Origin of the sequence: Rhizobium sp. P38BS-XIX (assembly GCF_012641435.1) — a bacterium.
Lineage (GTDB): Bacteria > Pseudomonadota > Alphaproteobacteria > Rhizobiales > Rhizobiaceae > Rhizobium.
In genome coordinates this window covers 1,384,991-1,403,077 of sequence record NZ_JABAIJ010000001.1, presented here as the reverse complement: position 1 = coordinate 1,403,077, position 18,087 = coordinate 1,384,991, and the positions used below count along the sequence as shown (strand labels likewise).

Sequence of the window (18,087 nt, the reverse complement as noted above, 5' to 3'; positions counted from 1 at the left end):
TCAATTGGTTATGAGGCTTCTCTCAGATCTCGTCATTGCCCGAGAGCAGGATGCCGATGAGCGAGAGTACGGCTGCGGCCGCCAGATAGTAGCCGACGTAAACGAGCCCGTAGTTCGTCGCGAGCCATGTGGCGATATAAGGGGCCAAGGAGGCGCCGACGATGCCGCCGAGATTGAAGGTCATCGACGCGCCGGTGTAACGCACGGTGGTCGGGAACGGCGCAGCCAAGGCGGCGCCGATCGGGCCATAGGTAAAGCCCATCAGTGCAAGACCGATGATCGAGCAGGCGAAGGCACCGGCAAGGCCGGCGGTCAGCAGCGACGAGTAGAACAGGCCGAAGATGAGGATGCCGATCGTCGTCAGGATCAGGACCAGTCGGCGCGAATAGCGATCCGACAGCAGCCCCGATACCGGGATCATCAGGCCGAAGAAGACGACGCCGACGAGCTGGACGACGAGGAACTGAGCCTGCGAGTAGCCGAGGCCGGCCGGCAGTGCGCCGGTGCCCGGAGGCCGGGTGCCCCAGCTCAACGTGAAGGCGGTCATCAGGTAGAACAGCACGAAGGTCGCGACAGCAATGATGGTGCCGAGAATGAGGCTGCGCAGGTGCGAGCTGAAGATCACGGCGATCGGAACGGACACACGTTCTTCTTTCTCGACAGCGCGCTGGAACTCCGGAGTTTCCGTGATTTTCAGGCGAACATACAGCCCGACGACAACGAGCGCGAGGCTGATGACGAAGGGCGCGCGCCAGCCGAGATTGAGGAACATCTCGTCCGACATGCTTTCGCGCAGAATCAGGAACAGGCCCGCCGAAAGGATGAAGCCGATCGGTGCGCCGAGCTGCGGGAACATTGCGTACCAGCTGCGCTTGCCTTCCGGAGCGTTTTCGGTGGCGAGCAGCACGGCGCCGCCCCATTCGCCGCCGAGGCCGAGACCCTGGCCGAGGCGGCAAAGCGCCAGCAGGATCGGTGCGAGAACGCCGATCGACTCATAGGTCGGCAACAGGCCGATGACGACGGTCGACAGACCCATGGTCATCAACGCCGCAACGAGCGTCGCCTTTCGACCGATCCGGTCACCGAAGTGGCCAAAGATCATCGCGCCGATCGGACGGGCGAAGAAGGCAATAGAGAAGGTCGCGAAGGACTGCAGCGTTGCCGACGTCGGGTCGCTCGCCGGGAAGAACAGCTTCGGGAAGACGATAACCGCCGCCGTCGCATAAACATAGAAATCGAAGAACTCGATCGTTGTGCCGATAAGGCTCGCGATCAGAACACGTGCCGGGGAATTCGCAACAGCGTTGTTCGATGACGAGGGGGTCGGCGATAAAGGAGATACCGCGTCAGTCATGATCCCACCAATTCATGTGATGCTAAGGCGTGCTTAGCGGGCAAAAATTGTCATTAGCGTAATTTTTGTTCAGCGCAAACGTCGCCTGCGCAAGAAATCGACAGTTGCCCGCTGTTATTTTGCCGTAATTGTCGAATCGTAGGCAAATTGATCTGTTTGCCACATTGCCCGGCACCTCCTTTGAAACCAATGGGCTGTCGGCGGTCTCTCAAGTTTTGATTCCGCTTGGCGGTGGCTGACGAATCATTTTTCGGATGAGGGCAGGGTGTGTTTGCGGTGCTCTGAGGCGACTGCGAGGATGGTTGCCCCTTGCGGAAAACTCGCCCTTTTCGGTGTTCCTGGAGGCGCATTAACGCGTCGCTGCGAACCGGTTTGTTTAAAAAAATCTAAATGTAGCACTTTCAAAAGTAGCAACTCTCTGATTCCAATGGCAGAATTCTTTAAGTTGGTTTGATTCGAGCCATTCGAGCGCCAGCGGAGCGGCCGAAAGTTAACGAAAGTAAACGCTTCATTAACCTTAATGTCGTTCTAATCGACCTATTGAAAACGGGGCGAGAATCGCTGTTAGGCGAGGTCGAGCAAGTGCAGATCAAAGACCGAGAGGTCGGGGGTAATTAATGAGCGGCAAGCATGTGGCTGTCCTTTTGGGCGGATTTTCCTCGGAAAGGCCCGTTAGCCTTTCTTCGGGAAAGGCCTGTGCTGATGCTCTGGAGGCGGAAGGCTTCAAGATTACCCGTGTTGATGTCGATCATGATGTTGCCAGTCGCCTGGCTGAATTGAAGCCGGACGCCGTCTTCAACGCGCTCCATGGCCCGTTCGGCGAAGATGGCACCATTCAGGGCATCCTTGAGTATCTGCAGATTCCGTACACGCATTCCGGTGTTCTTGCCTCGGCTCTCGCCATGGACAAGTCTCGGGCCAAGACTGTTGCAGCTGCTGCCGGCATTCCGGTTGCCGCATCCCTGGTCATGGATCGCTTTGCCATTACTGGCGAGCATCCGATGCAGCCGCCTTATGTCGTGAAGCCGGTGCGGGAAGGGTCGAGCTTCGGGGTCGTTATCGTCAAGGAAGATCAAACGCATCCGCCGCAAATCGTCACGTCTTCGGAATGGCGTTATGGCGACGAGGTTCTCGTCGAACGTTATATCTACGGTCGGGAGCTGACCTGTGGTGTCATGGATGGCAAGGTTTTGGGGGTTACGGAGATCGTGCCGCTGGGCCACAGCTTCTATGACTATGATGCCAAGTACGCCAAAGGTGGATCAAAACATGTCTTGCCGGCGGAAATTTCACCGAATCTTTACCAAAAGATACAAACATTATCGTTAAGGGCGCATGAAGCTATCGGCTGCCGCGGCGTCAGCCGGTCTGACTTCCGTTTTGACGATCGCTTTTCCGAAGAAGGTGAACTTGTTTGGCTTGAGATCAACACTCAGCCGGGCATGACCCCTACCTCGCTGGTGCCCGAAATGGCCGCTCATGCCGGCTACTCGTTTGGTGAATTTCTCCGGTGGATGGTGGAGGACGCGTCTTGTTTGCGCTGACGGTCAAAAATATCAGGCGGTCCCGTCATCGCGTACCTCTCGCTATCGATGAGGTCGAGGATGCATTCGTGCTGCCGCGCCCGCTTCGCCGTGTCGTACGCTTCCTGGTGAGTCTCGGCTCGGGTCGCGTTCATATCCCGGCTCATACGGGAACGGTGTCTGCGCTCGCTCTCTTTGCTGCGACCGGCCTCTACGGCATGTCCGTTGGTGGTCACAGCCAGGCGGTTGCCGAAGCGACCACGTCGGCTGCCGGTTTTGCGATCGAAGATGTGAAGGTCTCCGGAAACGACGAGACGTCCGAAATCGAAATCCTGCAGCTGCTCGGTCTAGACGGCACGACATCGCTCGTCGCGCTCGATGCGGATGCGGCGCGTCAGAAGATTTCAAATCTCCCCTGGGTGCAAAACGTCCAGGTTCGCAAGATTTATCCGCGGACCGTCGAGGTTAAGCTGACCGAGCGCAAGGCCTATGCCATCTGGCAACATGGCTCCGAGCTTTCGCTCATCCAGAAGGACGGCAGCGTGATTGCGCCGCTGCGGGACAACAAGTTCGCGAAGCTGCCGCTCTTCGTTGGTCGCGATGCCGAAACGGCAGCGGCTTCGATCGACGACGAATTTGGCAAGTGGCCCGATATCCGCAGTCATGTGAAGGCATTCGTGCGCGTCGCCGGCCGCCGCTGGGATCTTTATCTCGACAATGGCGTGATCATCAAATTGCCGGAAGACAACATCGATGACGCGCTTGCGCGGCTCACAAGCCTCGACAAGGACCAGAATCTTCTGCAGCGCGACATCGCTGCCGTCGATCTTCGTATCGAGGATCGGACCGCAATCGAATTGACCCCCGATGCAGCGCTTCGTCGTCAGGCCGCCGTCGATGCAAGAAACAAGGCTTTGAAGAAAGCAGGGCAGGATACATGAGCTTATTCGGTTCGTCCCATTTCGGCCTGCCGCGGTTGAAGCCGCTCTCCTCGAAGCGGTCACATATCGTGTCCGTCCTCGATATCGGCTCGACAAAGGTCGTCTGCATGATCGGCCGGTTGACGCCGCGCGAAGAGAGCCAGGTTCTCCCGAACCGCACGCACAATATCGAGATCATCGGTATCGGGCATCAGCGTTCCCGCGGCATCAAGACCGGCGTGATTGCCGATCTCGACGCGTTGGAGAGCGTCGTTCGGCTTGCGGTCGATGCGGCCGAGCGCATGGCGGGCCTCACGGTCGACAGCCTGATCGTCAACGTTTCCGCCGGACGGCTGGGCAGCGATATCTACACCGCGACCATCGATCTGGGTGGCCAGGAAGTCGAGGCCAACGATCTGAGGAAGGTGCTGGCCGCAGCGTGCCAGCAGTCGATCCGTCAGGAGCGCGCCGTGCTGCATTCCCTGGCAACCGGTTACTCGCTGGATGGCGAGCGCGGCATTCGCGATCCGCTCGCGATGTTCGGCGATGCGCTCGGTGTCGACATGCATGTCGTGACGGCCGAGCGCGCTGCGTTGCGCAATCTCGAGCTTTGCATCAACCGCGCGCATCTGTCCGTCGAAGGCATGGTGGCGACGCCTTATGCCAGCGGCCTTGCCGCTCTCGTCGACGATGAAGTCGAACTCGGCTGTGCCGCGATCGACATGGGCGGCGGCACGACGACGATTTCGGTCTTTGCCGAAGGCAAGCTTGTGCACACGGATGCCGTCAGCCTTGGCGGCCATCACGTCACGACCGACCTTGCTCGTGGTCTTTCGACCCGTATCGAAGATGCCGAGCGGCTGAAGGTCGTACATGCTTCTGCATTGGCGAATTCCTCGGACGAGCGTGAACTGATTTCCATCCCGCCGATCGGCGAGGATGAGCGCGATCAGCCGACGCAGGTGCCGAAGGCTCTGGTGTCGCGCATCGTGAAAGCTCGTATCGAAGAAACCCTGGAGCTGATCCGCGACCGTATCCAACGTTCGGGCTTCAGCCCGATCGTCGGCAAGCGCGTCGTTCTGACAGGCGGCGCGAGCCAGCTGACCGGCCTGCCGGATGTGGCGCGCCGCGTTCTTGCCCGCAATGTGCGCATCGGTCGGCCGATGGGCGTATCCGGCCTGCCGACGGCAGCCAAAGGGCCGGCATTTTCAACGGCAGTTGGCCTGATGATCTATCCTCAGGTTGCAGACATGGAGACACATGCGCCGAGCAGCGGGCTGCTCTCGTCGCTTGGGGGTAACAACAGCCGCATCGGCCGTGTCGGCCAATGGCTGAAAGAGAGTTTTTGAGTGCCTGATCCCGGAAAATCTCCGGGGTAAGCGTCAGGCAAGTGAAATCAAGTGAATTGGCCGGCGTGGCGATGCGGCCATAAAGAGAAGGAACGGGTACAATGACTATCAAGCTGCATAAGCCAGATATCACCGAGCTTAAGCCGCGAATCACCGTGTTCGGCGTTGGTGGCGGTGGCGGCAATGCCGTCAACAACATGATCACGGCAGGCTTGCAGGGCGTCGATTTCGTCGTCGCCAACACCGATGCACAGGCTCTCACCATGACGAAGGCGGAGCGGATCATTCAGCTCGGCGTCAACGTCACGGAAGGTCTCGGCGCCGGTTCGCAGCCGGAAGTCGGCCGTGCAGCTGCCGAAGAGTGCATCGATGAAATCATCGATCACCTGAACGGCACGCATATGTGCTTCGTCACCGCCGGCATGGGCGGCGGCACGGGTACTGGTGCTGCTCCGGTTGTCGCACAGGCAGCCCGCAACAAGGGCATCCTGACCGTTGGCGTCGTAACCAAGCCGTTCCACTTCGAAGGCGGCCGCCGCATGCGTCTCGCCGAGCAGGGCATTCAGGAACTGCAGAAGTCGGTCGACACGCTGATCGTCATTCCGAACCAGAACCTTTTCCGCATCGCAAACGACAAGACGACTTTCGCCGACGCGTTCTCGATGGCCGACCAGGTTCTCTACTCGGGCGTTGCCTGCATCACCGACCTGATGGTGAAGGAAGGTCTCATCAACCTCGACTTTGCCGACGTCCGTTCGGTCATGCGCGAAATGGGCCGCGCCATGATGGGTACCGGCGAAGCTTCCGGCCAGGGCCGTGCAATGCAGGCTGCTGAAGCCGCGATTGCAAACCCGCTGCTCGACGAAACCTCGATGAAGGGCGCGCAGGGCCTGCTGATCTCGATCACCGGCGGCCGTGACCTGACCCTGTTCGAAGTCGACGAAGCTGCAACCCGCATCCGCGAAGAAGTCGATCCCGACGCCAACATCATCCTCGGCGCCACCTTCGACGAATCGCTGGAAGGCATCATCCGCGTTTCCGTCGTCGCAACCGGCATCGACCGTGCGATGAACGAAGCTGCTGACAGAGGCATGGAATTCCGCCCGGCGGCAAAGCCGGCTATCCGTCCCTCCGCGGCCGCCGCTCCGGTAGCGGCCGCAGCTCAGCCTGTCCATGTCGCGCAGGCCCATATTCCGCAGGCCGCCGCGCCGGCTCCCCGCACTGTCGATCCGGTCGCTCAGACCATTCGCGCAGCGGAAGCCGACCTGGAACGCGAACTGGACTTCCAGCTGGCTCGCCAGCCGCTTGCCCAACAGCAGCCGGTTATGCACCAGCCTGTAGCCCAGGAAGAAAGCTTCCGCCCGCAGAGCCGCATCTTCGCGGCAGCGCCGGAAGCCCAGCCTGTTCGTCAGGCCCCGGTTCAGCCGCAGCCGGCTCCGGTCATGCAGCAGCAGCCGATCATTCGTCAGGCTCCGGAACAGGTCCGTATGCCGAAGGTCGAAGACTTCCCGCCGGTCGTTAAGGCCGAAATGGAACACCGCGCCCAGCCGGCAGCCGTTCAGGCTACCGAAGAGCGTGGCCCCATGGGCCTGCTGAAGCGAATCACCAATTCGCTCGGCCGCCGCGAAGAAGATCCGGCTTTCGACGACATGATGGCTCCGGCGGCAGCTCCGGCTCCGCAGCAGCGTCGCGCTCCTTCCCAGGAAGCAAGCCTCTACGCTCCGCGTCGTGGTCAGCTCGACGAGCAGGGCCGCCAGGTTCCGGCAGCTCGCATGGCAAGCCATGAAGACGATCAGCTCGAAATCCCGGCCTTCCTGCGCCGTCAGTCGAACTGAGCCGATACTGGACAGCTTTTTAATAGGCTGCTAACCATCTTTGTGAAATCCGGGGCCGAAACGCCCCGGATTTCCTTATTTCAGACGTCTTCACGTATTTGAAATTATCCAGCAAATTCAATCGTCTGCTTTCGTAACAAAGCGAAAGAAACAGTGATTTGGAATGCGATGCCGTGGCGCGTATGTAGATATCAAGCAAGGCTGCGGAATCACATTCATCGATGAACGTATGTGTCCTCTGCAGCATGATTAACAGACTGAACCGGCATTATGGGTTAAGCGTCCGAAGCATGACCGCCCCGCCTGGATCAGATAGACGAAGGCAGAATTTACATGGCAATCGGATTGCTGGGTTTTCAGACCACCATTGCAAATCCCGTGACACTGTCGGGCATAGGCGTTCATTCGGGCGCCAATGTGTCGATCACCTTCTATCCTGCTGAAGCGGGTACGGGTGTCGTTTTCCAGCGCGTGCACGGCAATGGCGATGTTACTGAGCTGCGTGCGGTTTCCTCGCAGGTTGGCAATACGGATCTCTGCACGGTTCTCGGCTTCTCGCCGGCACGCTCCGTTGCGACGGTTGAGCACGTCATGGCTGCCATCTATGCGCTTGGCCTCGACAATGTCGCCGTTGAAGTATCCGGCGCCGAGATGCCGATCATGGACGGCAGCTCCTATCCATTCATCGAAGCCATCGAGCAGGCCGGTATTGTTTCGCTCGGCGTGAAGCGCCGTTACATCCGCGTCACCAAGCCGGTGCGCATCGAAGCCGGTGGTTCCTGGTGCGAGTTCCGTCCTTATGACGGTACGCGATTCGAAGTCGAGATCGACTTTTCCTGCCCGCTGATCGGCCGGCAGAAGTGGGAAGGCGACCTAACCGCCGAGACCTTCAAGACCGAGCTGTCGCGCGCCCGCACCTTCGGGTTCATGCGCGATGTCGAGCCGCTCTGGGCTTCGGGCCATGCACTGGGTTCTTCGCTGGAAAATTCTGTTGTCATCTCCGACGACAACACCGTGATCAATGTCGAAGGCCTGCGTTATCCCAAGGACGAATTCGTTCGTCACAAGACGCTGGATGCTGTCGGCGATCTGGCGCTTGCAGGCGCCCAGTTCATCGGCCATTACCGCTCCTATCGTGGCGGCCATCGCATGAACGCAAATGCTTTGAAGGCACTGCTCAGTGACCCGTCGGCATACGATGTCGTTGAGACATCCGCACCGCGTCAGCGCGCTCACAGCCGCGATTTCGTTCCGGTCAATGCGCCGGAATTCGCACCCTGGTCTGCGTGATCTACGGGTTCGAGATTTAGACAATTGGCCGCTCCCATGAGGAGCGGCTTTTTTTTGGGATGAGGGAGACCCGCAGGCTTTATTTTCAGCCGGCGCAATGTTGCCATCAGGCAAGCAAGGCAAAGAATTCCCTGACAAAACAGTGATTAAGCCTGCAGATATGCGGTCTTTGCCACAAAAATGCGTTAATGCATCATCAATGCGTTGCCCTGATGGTGTTTTTGCGGCTAGAAACGCCAGCGAGAGAACGCCGTCCAAGCAACGACGGCTAGTGGGACAGTGATCCGATGGGTTTTGCAAGGTCTGAAAGCATGAATATTACAGCACGGGCTTTGCTCGTATCGCTTCTGCTGGCTGGTACCGGCGCTGTCGTGACAGGTTGCAATACAAAGAAAGATATCGACATCACCAAGCTGGGTGTCGAGTCCGATCCACCCGAACTGCTCTACAATCAGGGTCTTGCCAACATCAAGGCCGGCAACATGACCGAAGCCGGTCGCAAGTTCGACGCCATCAACCAGCAGCAGCCCTTCTCGGAATGGGCGCGCAAGGCGATGGTGATGAGCACCTTCGTGAAATACCGCACTGGCCGCTATGACGACGCGGTTCAGACTGGCAACAGCTATCTGAAGCAGTATCCGGGCTCGGAAGACGCCGATTACGTCCAGTATCTCGTCGGTTCGTCCTATGCCAAGCAGATCGTCGACGTGACGCAGGATCAGCGTGCCGCGGCCCAGACGATCGAAGCGATGACCAAGGTCGTCAACAATTATCCGAAGTCGCAATATGTCAGCGACGCGCAGGAAAAGATCCGCTTCGCCAAGGACCAGCTGGCCGGTAAGGAAATGCAGGTCGGGCGCTATTACCTCGAGCGTAAGAACTATCTTGCAGCGATTTCGCGCTTCCGCGTGGTTGTCGAACAGTATCCGACGACGAACCAGATCGAAGAAGCACTGGCGCGACTCGTCGAAGCCTACTACGCCATGGGTATCGTGCCGGAAGCACAGACGGCAGCCGCCGTACTCGGCCACAATTATCCGGATAGCCGCTGGTACAAGGATTCTTACCAGCTGCTGCAAAAGGGCGGCGTAGAGCCGAGCGAAAATTCAGGCTCGTGGATTTCCAGAGCGGGCAAGAAACTTCTTCTTGGGACGTGAGACTAAGCGCACATGCTGATCCAGCTTTCGATCCGCGATATCGTTTTGATCGAGCGGCTGGATCTTGCCTTCGAGTCTGGCCTTTCGGTGCTGACTGGCGAGACCGGTGCGGGAAAATCCATTCTGCTTGACAGTCTGTCGCTGGCGCTTGGCGGGCGAGGGGATGGCGGTCTCGTGCGTCATGGAGAGGATCGCGGTCAGGTCACCGCGGTTTTCGATGTGGGCATGCAGCATCCGGCCCGCAAACTTCTGCGGGAAAACGGGCTGGACGACGAAGGCGATCTGATTTTCCGCCGCGTTCAATCGGCGGACGGCCGCACCAAGGCTTTCGTCAACGATCAGGCATTGAGCGTTCAGCTCATGCGGCAGATCGGACAGCTTCTCGTTGAAATTCACGGTCAGCATGATGATCGTGCGCTTGTCGATACGGATGCGCATCGCATGTTGCTCGACGCCTTTGCCGGTCTCGGCGATGAGGCGCAGGGCGTCGGCAGGCTGCACAAGATTTGGCGCGATACCGAGCGCACGCTGAAGAAGCATCGCGAGCAGGTCGAAAAGGCGGCGCGTGAGGCGGATTATCTCCGCGCTTCCGTCGAGGAGCTGGAGAAGCTGTCGCCGCAGGACGGCGAAGAGGATGAGCTCGCGGATAAGCGCGCGCGGATGATGAAGGCCGAACGCATTGCCGGCGATATCGCCGAGGCGTCGGAATTCCTCAACGGCAATGCGTCTCCGGTGCCGCATATCGCATCGCTCGTACGCCGGCTCGAACGCAAGAGCCATGAAGCGCCGGGATTGCTTGAAGATACCGTGGCGCTGCTCGATGCCGCGCTCGATCAGCTTTCGAACGCGCAGATGGAGGTGGAGGCAGCGCTCCGCAAGACGGAGTACGATCCGCGCGAATTGGAAAAGGTCGAGGAGCGCCTGTTTGCTCTAAGAGCTGCCTCGCGCAAATATTCCGTGCCGGTGACCGAGCTTCCGGCTCTGGCCGTGCGGATGATAGCGGATCTTGCCGATGTCGATGCCGGTGAGGAAAAGCTGGCTCGCCTTGATGCGGAGCTTGCCGCCGCCAAGGCCGAATTCGATGTCGCCGCGCGTGCGCTTTCGGAAAAGCGTCATCATGCCGGTGAAGCGTTGGCTGGCGCCGTCATGGCGGAACTGCCGGCGCTGAAGCTCGAGCGGGCTCGCTTTATGGTCGAGATTACCAGCGACCCGGATGCGGGGATGGCCGAGGGCATTGATGTCGTCGAATTCCATGTTCAGACCAATCCGGGGACACGCCCAGGCCCGATCACCAAGGTTGCGTCCGGCGGCGAGCTTTCGCGATTCCTGCTGGCACTGAAGGTGGCGCTTGCCGATCGCGGTTCGGCGCCGACCCTTGTGTTTGATGAAATCGATACCGGCGTCGGTGGCGCCGTTGCCGATGCGATCGGCCAGCGGCTGAAGCGTTTGTCCGATCGCGTGCAGGTACTTTCCGTGACGCATGCGCCGCAGGTAGCAGCGCGTGCGGCGACCCATCTCCTGATTTCCAAGGGACCGGTTGCCGACGGCTCGGAGAAGATCTCCACACGAGTCGCTACCATGGCTGCGAAAGATCGCACCGAAGAGATTGCCCGAATGCTCGCAGGTGCATCTGTGACCGAAGAGGCGAGGGCTGCCGCCAAGCGTTTGCTGGCTGGGAACGGCTGATTACACGGTAAACTCGTCAAACGCCTGTTATGAGGCTTTGCTAGACGACGTCCCGTTTCTATTTGGAAGGGTTGTTGCGTGGGTTTCTGGGGCAGTATTGTCGCCGCCATTTTTTTGGCGCTTTCCATTCAGGCGAATGCTGCGCCGGTACAGCAGCAGCAACCACCGAAGGCGGTTCCCGTCTTTTCGCAGGGAGGGCCCGACGCCGCAAGTTACGGCGAGACGCTCGGCTATCCTGTTGCCCTGCCGTTCAAGAACCAGCCGAACATGGTCGGCAACTACAGCCATGCGGATCAGCTCTGGCCAACCCATATAGTGGCCGCCGCCCCGCAACCGTCAACGCTGCTGCGTGCTCCGGCCGAGCTTTCGACCAACTTCAAGTTCGGCGCCGAAAACACGTCGTTGATGAAATATCTCGATACGAACCCCACCACCGGATTGCTGGTGGCGCACAACGATACGATCCTCTTCGAGCACTACCAGTATGGTCGCACGGATCATGATCGCTTCCTGTCTCAGTCCATGGCGAAAACCCTGACGGGCATGCTCGTCGGTATTGCGATTTCCGAGGGCGCCATTCATTCGATAGATGATACCGTCGAGACCTATGTGCCGGAATTGAAGGGCACCGAGATGGGCGTCACGCCGATCCGCGCGCTTTTGCACATGGCCTCCGGTATTGCGTTCACCGAGAATTTCGGCACGCCACAGGATGCGGATCGGCTGCGAGACTCCCTGCTTGGCGCGGAACAGCTCGATCCTTTTTCGGCCGTCAAGAGATTCAACAGGCGCGTTGCAGCACCCAACACCGTTTGGCATTACAGCAATCTGGACACCGAAGGGCTGAGCCTGGTCCTGACTCACGCCACCCATATGACGATGGCCGCCTATCTCCAATCCCGCATCTGGCAGCCGATGGGCGCAGAGTCGAGCGCGAACTGGCAGGTCGATAAGACCGGTCAGGAAGTGGGCTACTGCTGTTTCAGCGCGACTCTTCGCGACTATGCCCGCTTTGGCCTGCTGCTGGCCCATGACGGGGCCTGGAACGGCCGGCAGATCATACCGCGCCAGTGGCTGATGGATGCGACGCAGCCCGCGACCCAGGGCTCATTTCTTGCCGTCACGCAGGAGCCTCATCCCTGGGGCTACGGCTATCAGACCTGGCTGATGCCAGGCCCGCGCCGCACATTCTTCATGGATGGTCTGGAGGGGCAGCGCATCCTCGTCGACCCGACGACACATCTGGTTCTCGTTCACACGGCCGTTCGCACCAAGATGCATGGGATCGGCAATGCCGAGTTGGTCGAACTCTGGTCCAGCATACTCAAGCAGTTCGCGAGCAACTGACGTGCTTGCGTCGATCGGATGACGTTATTCTCTCCTTCGACGCTCGCCATAGCGGCATGAAATTTTCTCGCTGTATTGAGGTGCTGCGGATGGAAAACCGCTTCGCACTTTTTCTCGAAGTGCTCTAAAACATCTTCGAAATCGGGGAGTGTAGATTCATGAGCACCGAACAGAAGCCCGTCGAGGATTTGACTGAAGAAGAAGCCGCTGCTGCGCTTGCCTATCTGGCTGCGGAGATTGCGCGCAACGATGCGCTTTATCACAGCAAGGATGCGCCGGAGATTTCGGATGCGGATTATGATGCGCTGAAGCGGCGCAACGACAGCATTGAGGCGCGGTTTCCTGCTCTCGTTCGCGCCGATAGTCCGTCGCGCCGCGTTGGGGCTGCACCGTCCGAAACCTTCGCGCCTGTCGTTCATGCAAGGCCGATGCTGTCGCTCGACAACACCTTCTCGCAGGAGGATGTCGAGGATTTCGTCGCCGGCGTTTATCGCTTCCTTGGCCGCTTGCCCGATAACTCGATTGCCTTCACCGCAGAGCCGAAGATCGACGGTTTGTCGATGTCCATTCGCTATGAAAACAGGCGGATGGTCAGTGCCGCCACGCGCGGCGACGGCACCACGGGCGAAAATGTCACCGCCAACATCCGGACCATCAAGGAAATTCCCCAGACCCTGCCTGCGGATGCGCCCGATGTCGTCGAGGTCCGCGGCGAGGTCTATATGGCCAAGAGCGACTTCCTGGCGCTCAACGCCCAGATGGAGGCTGAGGGAAAGCAGACCTACGTCAATCCGCGTAACACGGCGGCCGGATCGTTGCGCCAGCTCGACGCCAAGGTCACGGCCAGCCGCAAGCTGAAATTCTTCGCCTATGCCTGGGGCGAAATCTCCGAAATGCCGGCCGATACGCAATATGGCATGGTGCAGGTCTTTAAATCCTGGGGCTTTCCGGTCAACCCGCTGATGGAGCGGTTGAGTTCGGTGGCCGATATTCTTGGCCACTATCAGGAAATCGGTCTGCAGCGGCCCGATCTCGATTACGATATCGACGGCGTGGTCTACAAGGTCGACAGCCTCGAGCTGCAGGCTCGCCTTGGTTTTCGTTCGCGCTCGCCGCGCTGGGCGACGGCGCATAAATTCCCGGCGGAACAGGCATTTACGCGCCTGGTCGGCATCGACATCCAGGTCGGCCGCACCGGTGCGCTGACGCCGGTGGCGCGCCTCGAGCCTATCACGGTCGGCGGTGTCGTCGTCACCAATGCGACGTTGCACAATGCCGACTACATCAAGGGGATCGGCAACAAGGGCGAGCCGATCCGCGATGGCCGCGATATCCGCGTCGGGGATATGGTGATCGTGCAGCGGGCGGGGGATGTCATCCCGCAGATCGTCGATATCGTCACGGAAAAGCGAGAGCCTTCGAGCACACCCTACGAGTTTCCGAAGGTCTGCCCCGTTTGTGGCAGCCATGCCGTGCGCGATATCAACGAAAAGACAGGCAAGGTCGATGCGGTGACGCGCTGCACCGGTGGCTTCATCTGCCGGGCTCAGGCAACAGAGCACCTCAAGCATTTCGTCTCGCGCAATGCCTATGACATCGAGGGTCTTGGTTCAAAGCAGATCGATTTCTTCTTCGAGAGCGAGGATCCGGCGCTGCAGATCAGGATCGCGCCCGATATTTTCACGCTGGAGAGACGTCAGCAATCATCGCTTGCCAAGCTCGAAAATATCGACGGCTTCGGCAAGGTGAGTGTCGGCAAGCTTTATGCCGCGATCAATGAGCGTCGCCAGATTGCTCTTCATCGCTTCATTTTTGCGCTCGGCATCCGTCATGTGGGCGAGACGACAGCCAAACTGCTGGCGCGCTCCTATGGCACCTACGGCGCCTTCGAAGCGGGGATGAAAGAGGCTGAAACATTTGCCGGCGATGCCTGGAACGACCTGAACAATATCGAGGGTATCGGCGAGGTGGTCGCACGCGCGATCGTCGAGTTCTACAAGGAGCCTCGCAACATCGAGGTGATCGGCAAATTGCTCGATGAGGTTCAGCCGCAGGAGGCCGAACAACCGGTCACTTCGGGCAGTCCGGTTGCCGGCAAGACGGTGGTGTTTACCGGTTCGCTGGAAAAGTTCACGCGCGATGAAGCCAAAGCCAAGGCCGAGAGCCTGGGGGCCAAGGTTTCGGGTTCCGTTTCGAAGAAGACGGATATCGTCGTTGCCGGCCCGGGCGCCGGATCGAAGCTCGACAAGGCCAAGGAGTTCGACGTCCAGGTCATGACCGAGGACGAATGGCTTGAGCTTATCGGTAGCTGATGATGGCGGCGGGATCTTATCCGCCGCCGCACCTTATCAGATCTTCAGCCGCGCCATCGTAAAGGCGTCGACATAATCGCCATTGCGAAACGCAAAGGCGCGAAGGCATCCTTCGGTTTCGAACCCGAACCTTTCGTAGAGACGGATCGCGGGCGCATTGTCGACATAGACGGTCAATTCCAGGCGTTTGATGGCAAGCCAGTTATCGGCGACGTCAACGAGCGCGCCGAGGAGTGCCGAGCCAATGCCGCGGCCGGTGAAATCATCATGGACGCCCATACCTATACTGCCGCTGTGGATCCTCCGGCCGGCGAGCCGGCGCAGGCCCGCGTTGCCGACGACCTGTCCGTCGAGCACGGCGACGAGGGTGATTGCGTTGGGATCCTGCTTGTCCAGCCACCGTTGGGTCTCTTCGGTGCTTTGAAACGGCAGTCGCAAAGTCCCGGCACGAAAGCCGGGGAGGTTTGCGATGGATGCGATGGCTTCCGCATCGGACGGTCGGGCTGCGCGAAGTTCGATTGCGCCGATCTTGCCGTATCGTCGCTCGTCTGGTTCTTCTTGCTGGGGATTCATAGGCTCTCCTTGATGTAGAGGAGGAGAGCGAGGCCCTTTCAACCCTGCTCGCCTCGGCAGGGTTGACATGGATCGCGATCAGCTCAACGCAACACGCCTTCCACTCGCCCTGCAACGGGTGAGGTGGTGATGAGGTGCATCGTGATGGTGCGGTTTGCGATCATGCACAAATGATCCGATGCAATCGCCTCATTGTCAATTGTTTCACGCATATCTTGACACGCAACCATTTGGTTGCCTATATGGAACTCAACAGGCAACCAAATGGTTCCGTATATTCATGGATGACGACGCGGTTTTCAAGGCGCTCGCGGATGCGAGCCGACGGCAGTTGCTGGATCGCTTATACGAGCGCAATGGCCAAACACTTGGCGCTCTCTGTGCGGATCTGGACATGACACGCCAGGCAGTGGCGAAACACCTCGTCATTCTGGAGGAGGCCAATCTGGTTTCCACGGCAAGACAGGGTCGCGAGAAGCTGCATTTCATCAATCCCGTGCCGATCAACGGCATCGCCGAGCGTTGGATCAACAAGTTCGAACAACGGCAGCTCGGCATGCTTTCAGCTTTGAAGAAGGCTCTCGAAGATGAGGGCGATGCATAAGGCCAATGGCTGGAGACTCATGAAACAAGGAGAAATGACATGGCAGGCAGCAAATTCGTCTACGTCACATTCATCCGCACTTCGCCGGAAAAGCTATGGTCGGCGCTGACGACGCCGGAGTTCGTCAAGCAATATTGGTTCGGCATCGTGCCTGAAACCGATTGGAAGGTTGGCTCCTCTTGGAAGCTCCTGTTTCCCGATGGGCGTGTTGCCGATACGGGCGAGATCACCGAATTCGAACCACAAAAGCGTCTCGCCATCCGCTGGCGCAACGAATTCATGCCGGATATCAAGGCTGAAGGGTGGTCACTCTGCGTGATGGAACTGGAGCCAGCCGACGGCGCTGTGAAGCTGACGGTCACTCATAGTATCGAGCTTGAGAACTCCAAGTTCATTGAGGGGGTCTCCTCGGGCTGGCCGAAGATCTTGTCCAATCTCAAGTCGCTGCTCGAGACCGGACGTGTGGCGATCGAAAACAGATAAGACTTGGGCGGCGGCTTGAGAGGCGCAGATTGACGTCTCTCCATAAGCCTGGAACGGGATTGCCGCCCAGCTTTTTGCCTGGCGGCGATTGCGGGTTGGGGCAGCGTCTCTTGCATCGGTCATCGGCAACCTTACTTCTAGCGATGCCGCTTTCGCTCCCGCGGCTGATGTTGGAGGATGATCGATGACTTCACGGAAGTTCTATTCCGCCATGGCCGCAGTTTTCCTCGGCCTGGCACCTGTTTCCGCCTCCGCCGAGGTGGTCGGCAAGGTCGGAGTGGATTGGACTGGCAATGATATTCTGGTCGATGCCGTTCCCGATCCGGGCGTTTCCGGCGTCACATGCCATGTCACCTATTTCGACCGCAGCGTGATCGATCGGCTGCGCAAGGGTAACTGGTTCGAGGATCCGTCCAACAGCTCCATTGCCTGCCGTCAGACGGGGCCGATCGAGATCGGCGATATCAATCTATCGCAGAGCGGTGAGGAGGTCTTTCGCGCAGGTCTCTCGCTGATCTGGAAGAAGCTGGTTGTGACCCGCATCTACGACAAGAAGAACGACACGCTCGTCTATCTCATCCACTCGCGAGAGCTGACCAACGGTTCGGCCAAGATGGCAATTTCGACAATACCTCTGTTTGGTCAAAGCGTTACGTGGAAGAACGGCAAGCCGAAATAGCGTTACCGTGATACCTCAATGACAACCGTCGGAAGGGTAGTACCAAAAAAAGTCATACTCTTGGGTTGTCGAATACCTTCTGGTTGCTTTCGGTCTGCACTTTTTTGATGCAATTTCGCAATTGAACGGTGAAGTGACTCTTCTACTTGTTCACGGCCTGCATGACTGGCGCGTTGGCTACACCCCTGCCAATGCTGGTCACATAAAAAACGATCGCCCTGAAGCCTGGCTCCAGGGCGATTTTCTTTTGTGTTTATACAGTTAGCTCAGGCTGCCTGCGCCAGCTGATCGGCGATGATGGTGTCGAGGTTGAGGAAGCAGACCATCGACTTTTCCAGTGCGACGATGCCGCGGCAGAAGGCGCGCTGCGCTTCCGGAATGATTTCCGGTGCCGGTTGCAGATCTTCGCTTTTGATCGTCATCATGTCGGAAACCTGCTCGACCAGCAGGCCGACCAGTTTGCCGGCAATATCCGTAACGATGATGGCCGAGCGCTCGGAAGGTTCCGTCATCTTCATGCCCAGACGGCAAGCCATGTCGATGACCGGGATCACCGCGCCACGCAGGTTGATCAGGCCGAGCACGTAAGGCGGCGTATGCGGCATCGGCGTCACCGGTGCCCAGCCGCGGATTTCGCGAATGGCCATGATGTCGATGCAGAATTCCTGATCGCCGAGGTGGAAGGAGACGATCTCCAGATAAGCGCCGGTTTGTTTGATGGCGTTCGTCATGCTTGAGGACTTCCCGTTTGGTGTCGCCGCATACGGCGCTTGCGATTGAAAAGAAGGATCGGCTGGAGCGGCTTGGGCAGCGGCAGCGTCCGGCGCTTTGGCAGGCAATGCCAGGCTGCTCCGGCGGGCGTCATGCCCTTCTGAAATAAATTGGTGTGCCACGGGTCGCCATGGCGGTCGAAATCGTGTCCGACATTTGCTGTTGATGTTCGCGCGGACTGGTTAGGATTGCTTTAACATTGAA

At 58.9% G+C, this 18,087-nt stretch carries 15 protein-coding genes; 12 read left to right on the top strand and 3 right to left on the bottom strand.

The window, feature by feature from the left end; translation table 11 throughout:
- Positions 1–22: 22 nt before the first annotated feature.
- Positions 23–1,354 carry an MFS transporter gene (locus tag HGP17_RS06775; RefSeq protein ID WP_168807121.1) on the bottom strand — a complete coding sequence of 444 codons (1,332 nt, stop codon included), beginning with the start codon at positions 1,352–1,354 and terminating at the stop codon, positions 23–25.
- Positions 1,355–1,971: 617 nt separating this feature from the next.
- Here HGP17_RS06775 and HGP17_RS06770 point away from each other — a divergent pair.
- The 9 genes from HGP17_RS06770 to ligA all read left to right on the top strand — a co-directional run bounded on the left by HGP17_RS06770 (position 1,972) and on the right by ligA (position 14,773).
- Entirely contained in the window at positions 1,972–2,898 is a 927-nt protein-coding gene (locus tag HGP17_RS06770) for a D-alanine--D-alanine ligase (RefSeq protein WP_168807119.1), read from the top strand.
- A gap of 11 nt (positions 2,899–2,909) precedes the next feature.
- On the top strand, positions 2,910–3,818 hold the full coding sequence (locus tag HGP17_RS06765; RefSeq protein WP_348648905.1) for a cell division protein FtsQ/DivIB: 909 nt from the start codon (positions 2,910–2,912) through the stop codon (positions 3,816–3,818).
- Positions 3,815–5,146 carry a cell division protein FtsA gene (gene ftsA / locus HGP17_RS06760; RefSeq protein WP_168807115.1) on the top strand — a complete coding sequence of 444 codons (1,332 nt, stop codon included), beginning with the start codon at positions 3,815–3,817 and terminating at the stop codon, positions 5,144–5,146. The genes HGP17_RS06765 and ftsA overlap by 4 nt, the downstream gene beginning before the upstream one ends.
- 101 nt (positions 5,147–5,247) lie before the next feature.
- Complete coding sequence (gene ftsZ, locus HGP17_RS06755) at positions 5,248–6,981, top strand: cell division protein FtsZ (protein WP_168807113.1); 1,734 nt, start codon at positions 5,248–5,250, stop codon at positions 6,979–6,981.
- Between the two features lie 333 nt (positions 6,982–7,314).
- Positions 7,315–8,271: a UDP-3-O-acyl-N-acetylglucosamine deacetylase gene (lpxC, locus tag HGP17_RS06750; RefSeq protein ID WP_168807111.1), complete on the top strand. Its 957-nt coding sequence runs from the start codon at positions 7,315–7,317 to the stop codon at positions 8,269–8,271.
- 287 nt (positions 8,272–8,558) lie between these two features.
- The gene (locus HGP17_RS06745; RefSeq protein WP_205925796.1) at positions 8,559–9,428 is read left to right on the top strand and encodes an outer membrane protein assembly factor BamD; all 870 of its coding nucleotides are present in this window, start codon (positions 8,559–8,561) and stop codon (positions 9,426–9,428) included.
- Between the two features lie 12 nt (positions 9,429–9,440).
- Entirely contained in the window at positions 9,441–11,114 is a 1,674-nt protein-coding gene (gene recN / locus HGP17_RS06740; RefSeq protein WP_168807106.1) for a DNA repair protein RecN, read from the top strand.
- 78 nt (positions 11,115–11,192) lie between these two features.
- A complete protein-coding gene (locus tag HGP17_RS06735) occupies positions 11,193–12,461 on the top strand; it encodes a serine hydrolase (RefSeq protein WP_348648890.1) in 1,269 nt (422 codons plus the stop codon).
- Between the two features lie 158 nt (positions 12,462–12,619).
- Entirely contained in the window at positions 12,620–14,773 is a 2,154-nt protein-coding gene (gene ligA, locus HGP17_RS06730) for an NAD-dependent DNA ligase LigA (protein ID WP_168807103.1), read from the top strand.
- 36 nt (positions 14,774–14,809) lie between these two features.
- Here ligA and HGP17_RS06725 read toward each other — a convergent pair whose 3' ends face one another.
- Positions 14,810–15,346, bottom strand: a complete 537-nt coding sequence (locus tag HGP17_RS06725) for a GNAT family N-acetyltransferase (RefSeq protein WP_168807101.1) — start codon at positions 15,344–15,346, stop codon at positions 14,810–14,812.
- Between the two features lie 280 nt (positions 15,347–15,626).
- Here HGP17_RS06725 and HGP17_RS06720 point away from each other — a divergent pair, with 280 nt between their 5' ends.
- The 3 genes from HGP17_RS06720 to HGP17_RS06710 all read left to right on the top strand — a co-directional run bounded on the left by HGP17_RS06720 (position 15,627) and on the right by HGP17_RS06710 (position 17,112).
- On the top strand, positions 15,627–15,950 hold the full coding sequence (locus HGP17_RS06720; RefSeq protein WP_168807099.1) for a helix-turn-helix transcriptional regulator: 324 nt from the start codon (positions 15,627–15,629) through the stop codon (positions 15,948–15,950).
- Between the two features lie 39 nt (positions 15,951–15,989).
- Complete coding sequence (locus HGP17_RS06715) at positions 15,990–16,433, top strand: SRPBCC family protein (RefSeq protein WP_168807097.1); 444 nt, start codon at positions 15,990–15,992, stop codon at positions 16,431–16,433.
- A 184-nt stretch (positions 16,434–16,617) separates the two neighbouring features.
- The gene (locus HGP17_RS06710; RefSeq protein WP_168807095.1) at positions 16,618–17,112 is read left to right on the top strand and encodes a CreA family protein; all 495 of its coding nucleotides are present in this window, start codon (positions 16,618–16,620) and stop codon (positions 17,110–17,112) included.
- Between the two features lie 266 nt (positions 17,113–17,378).
- Here HGP17_RS06710 and HGP17_RS06705 read toward each other — a convergent pair whose 3' ends face one another.
- Entirely contained in the window at positions 17,379–17,843 is a 465-nt protein-coding gene (locus tag HGP17_RS06705; RefSeq protein ID WP_168807092.1) for a chemotaxis protein CheW, read from the bottom strand.
- Positions 17,844–18,087: the final 244 nt, after the last annotated feature.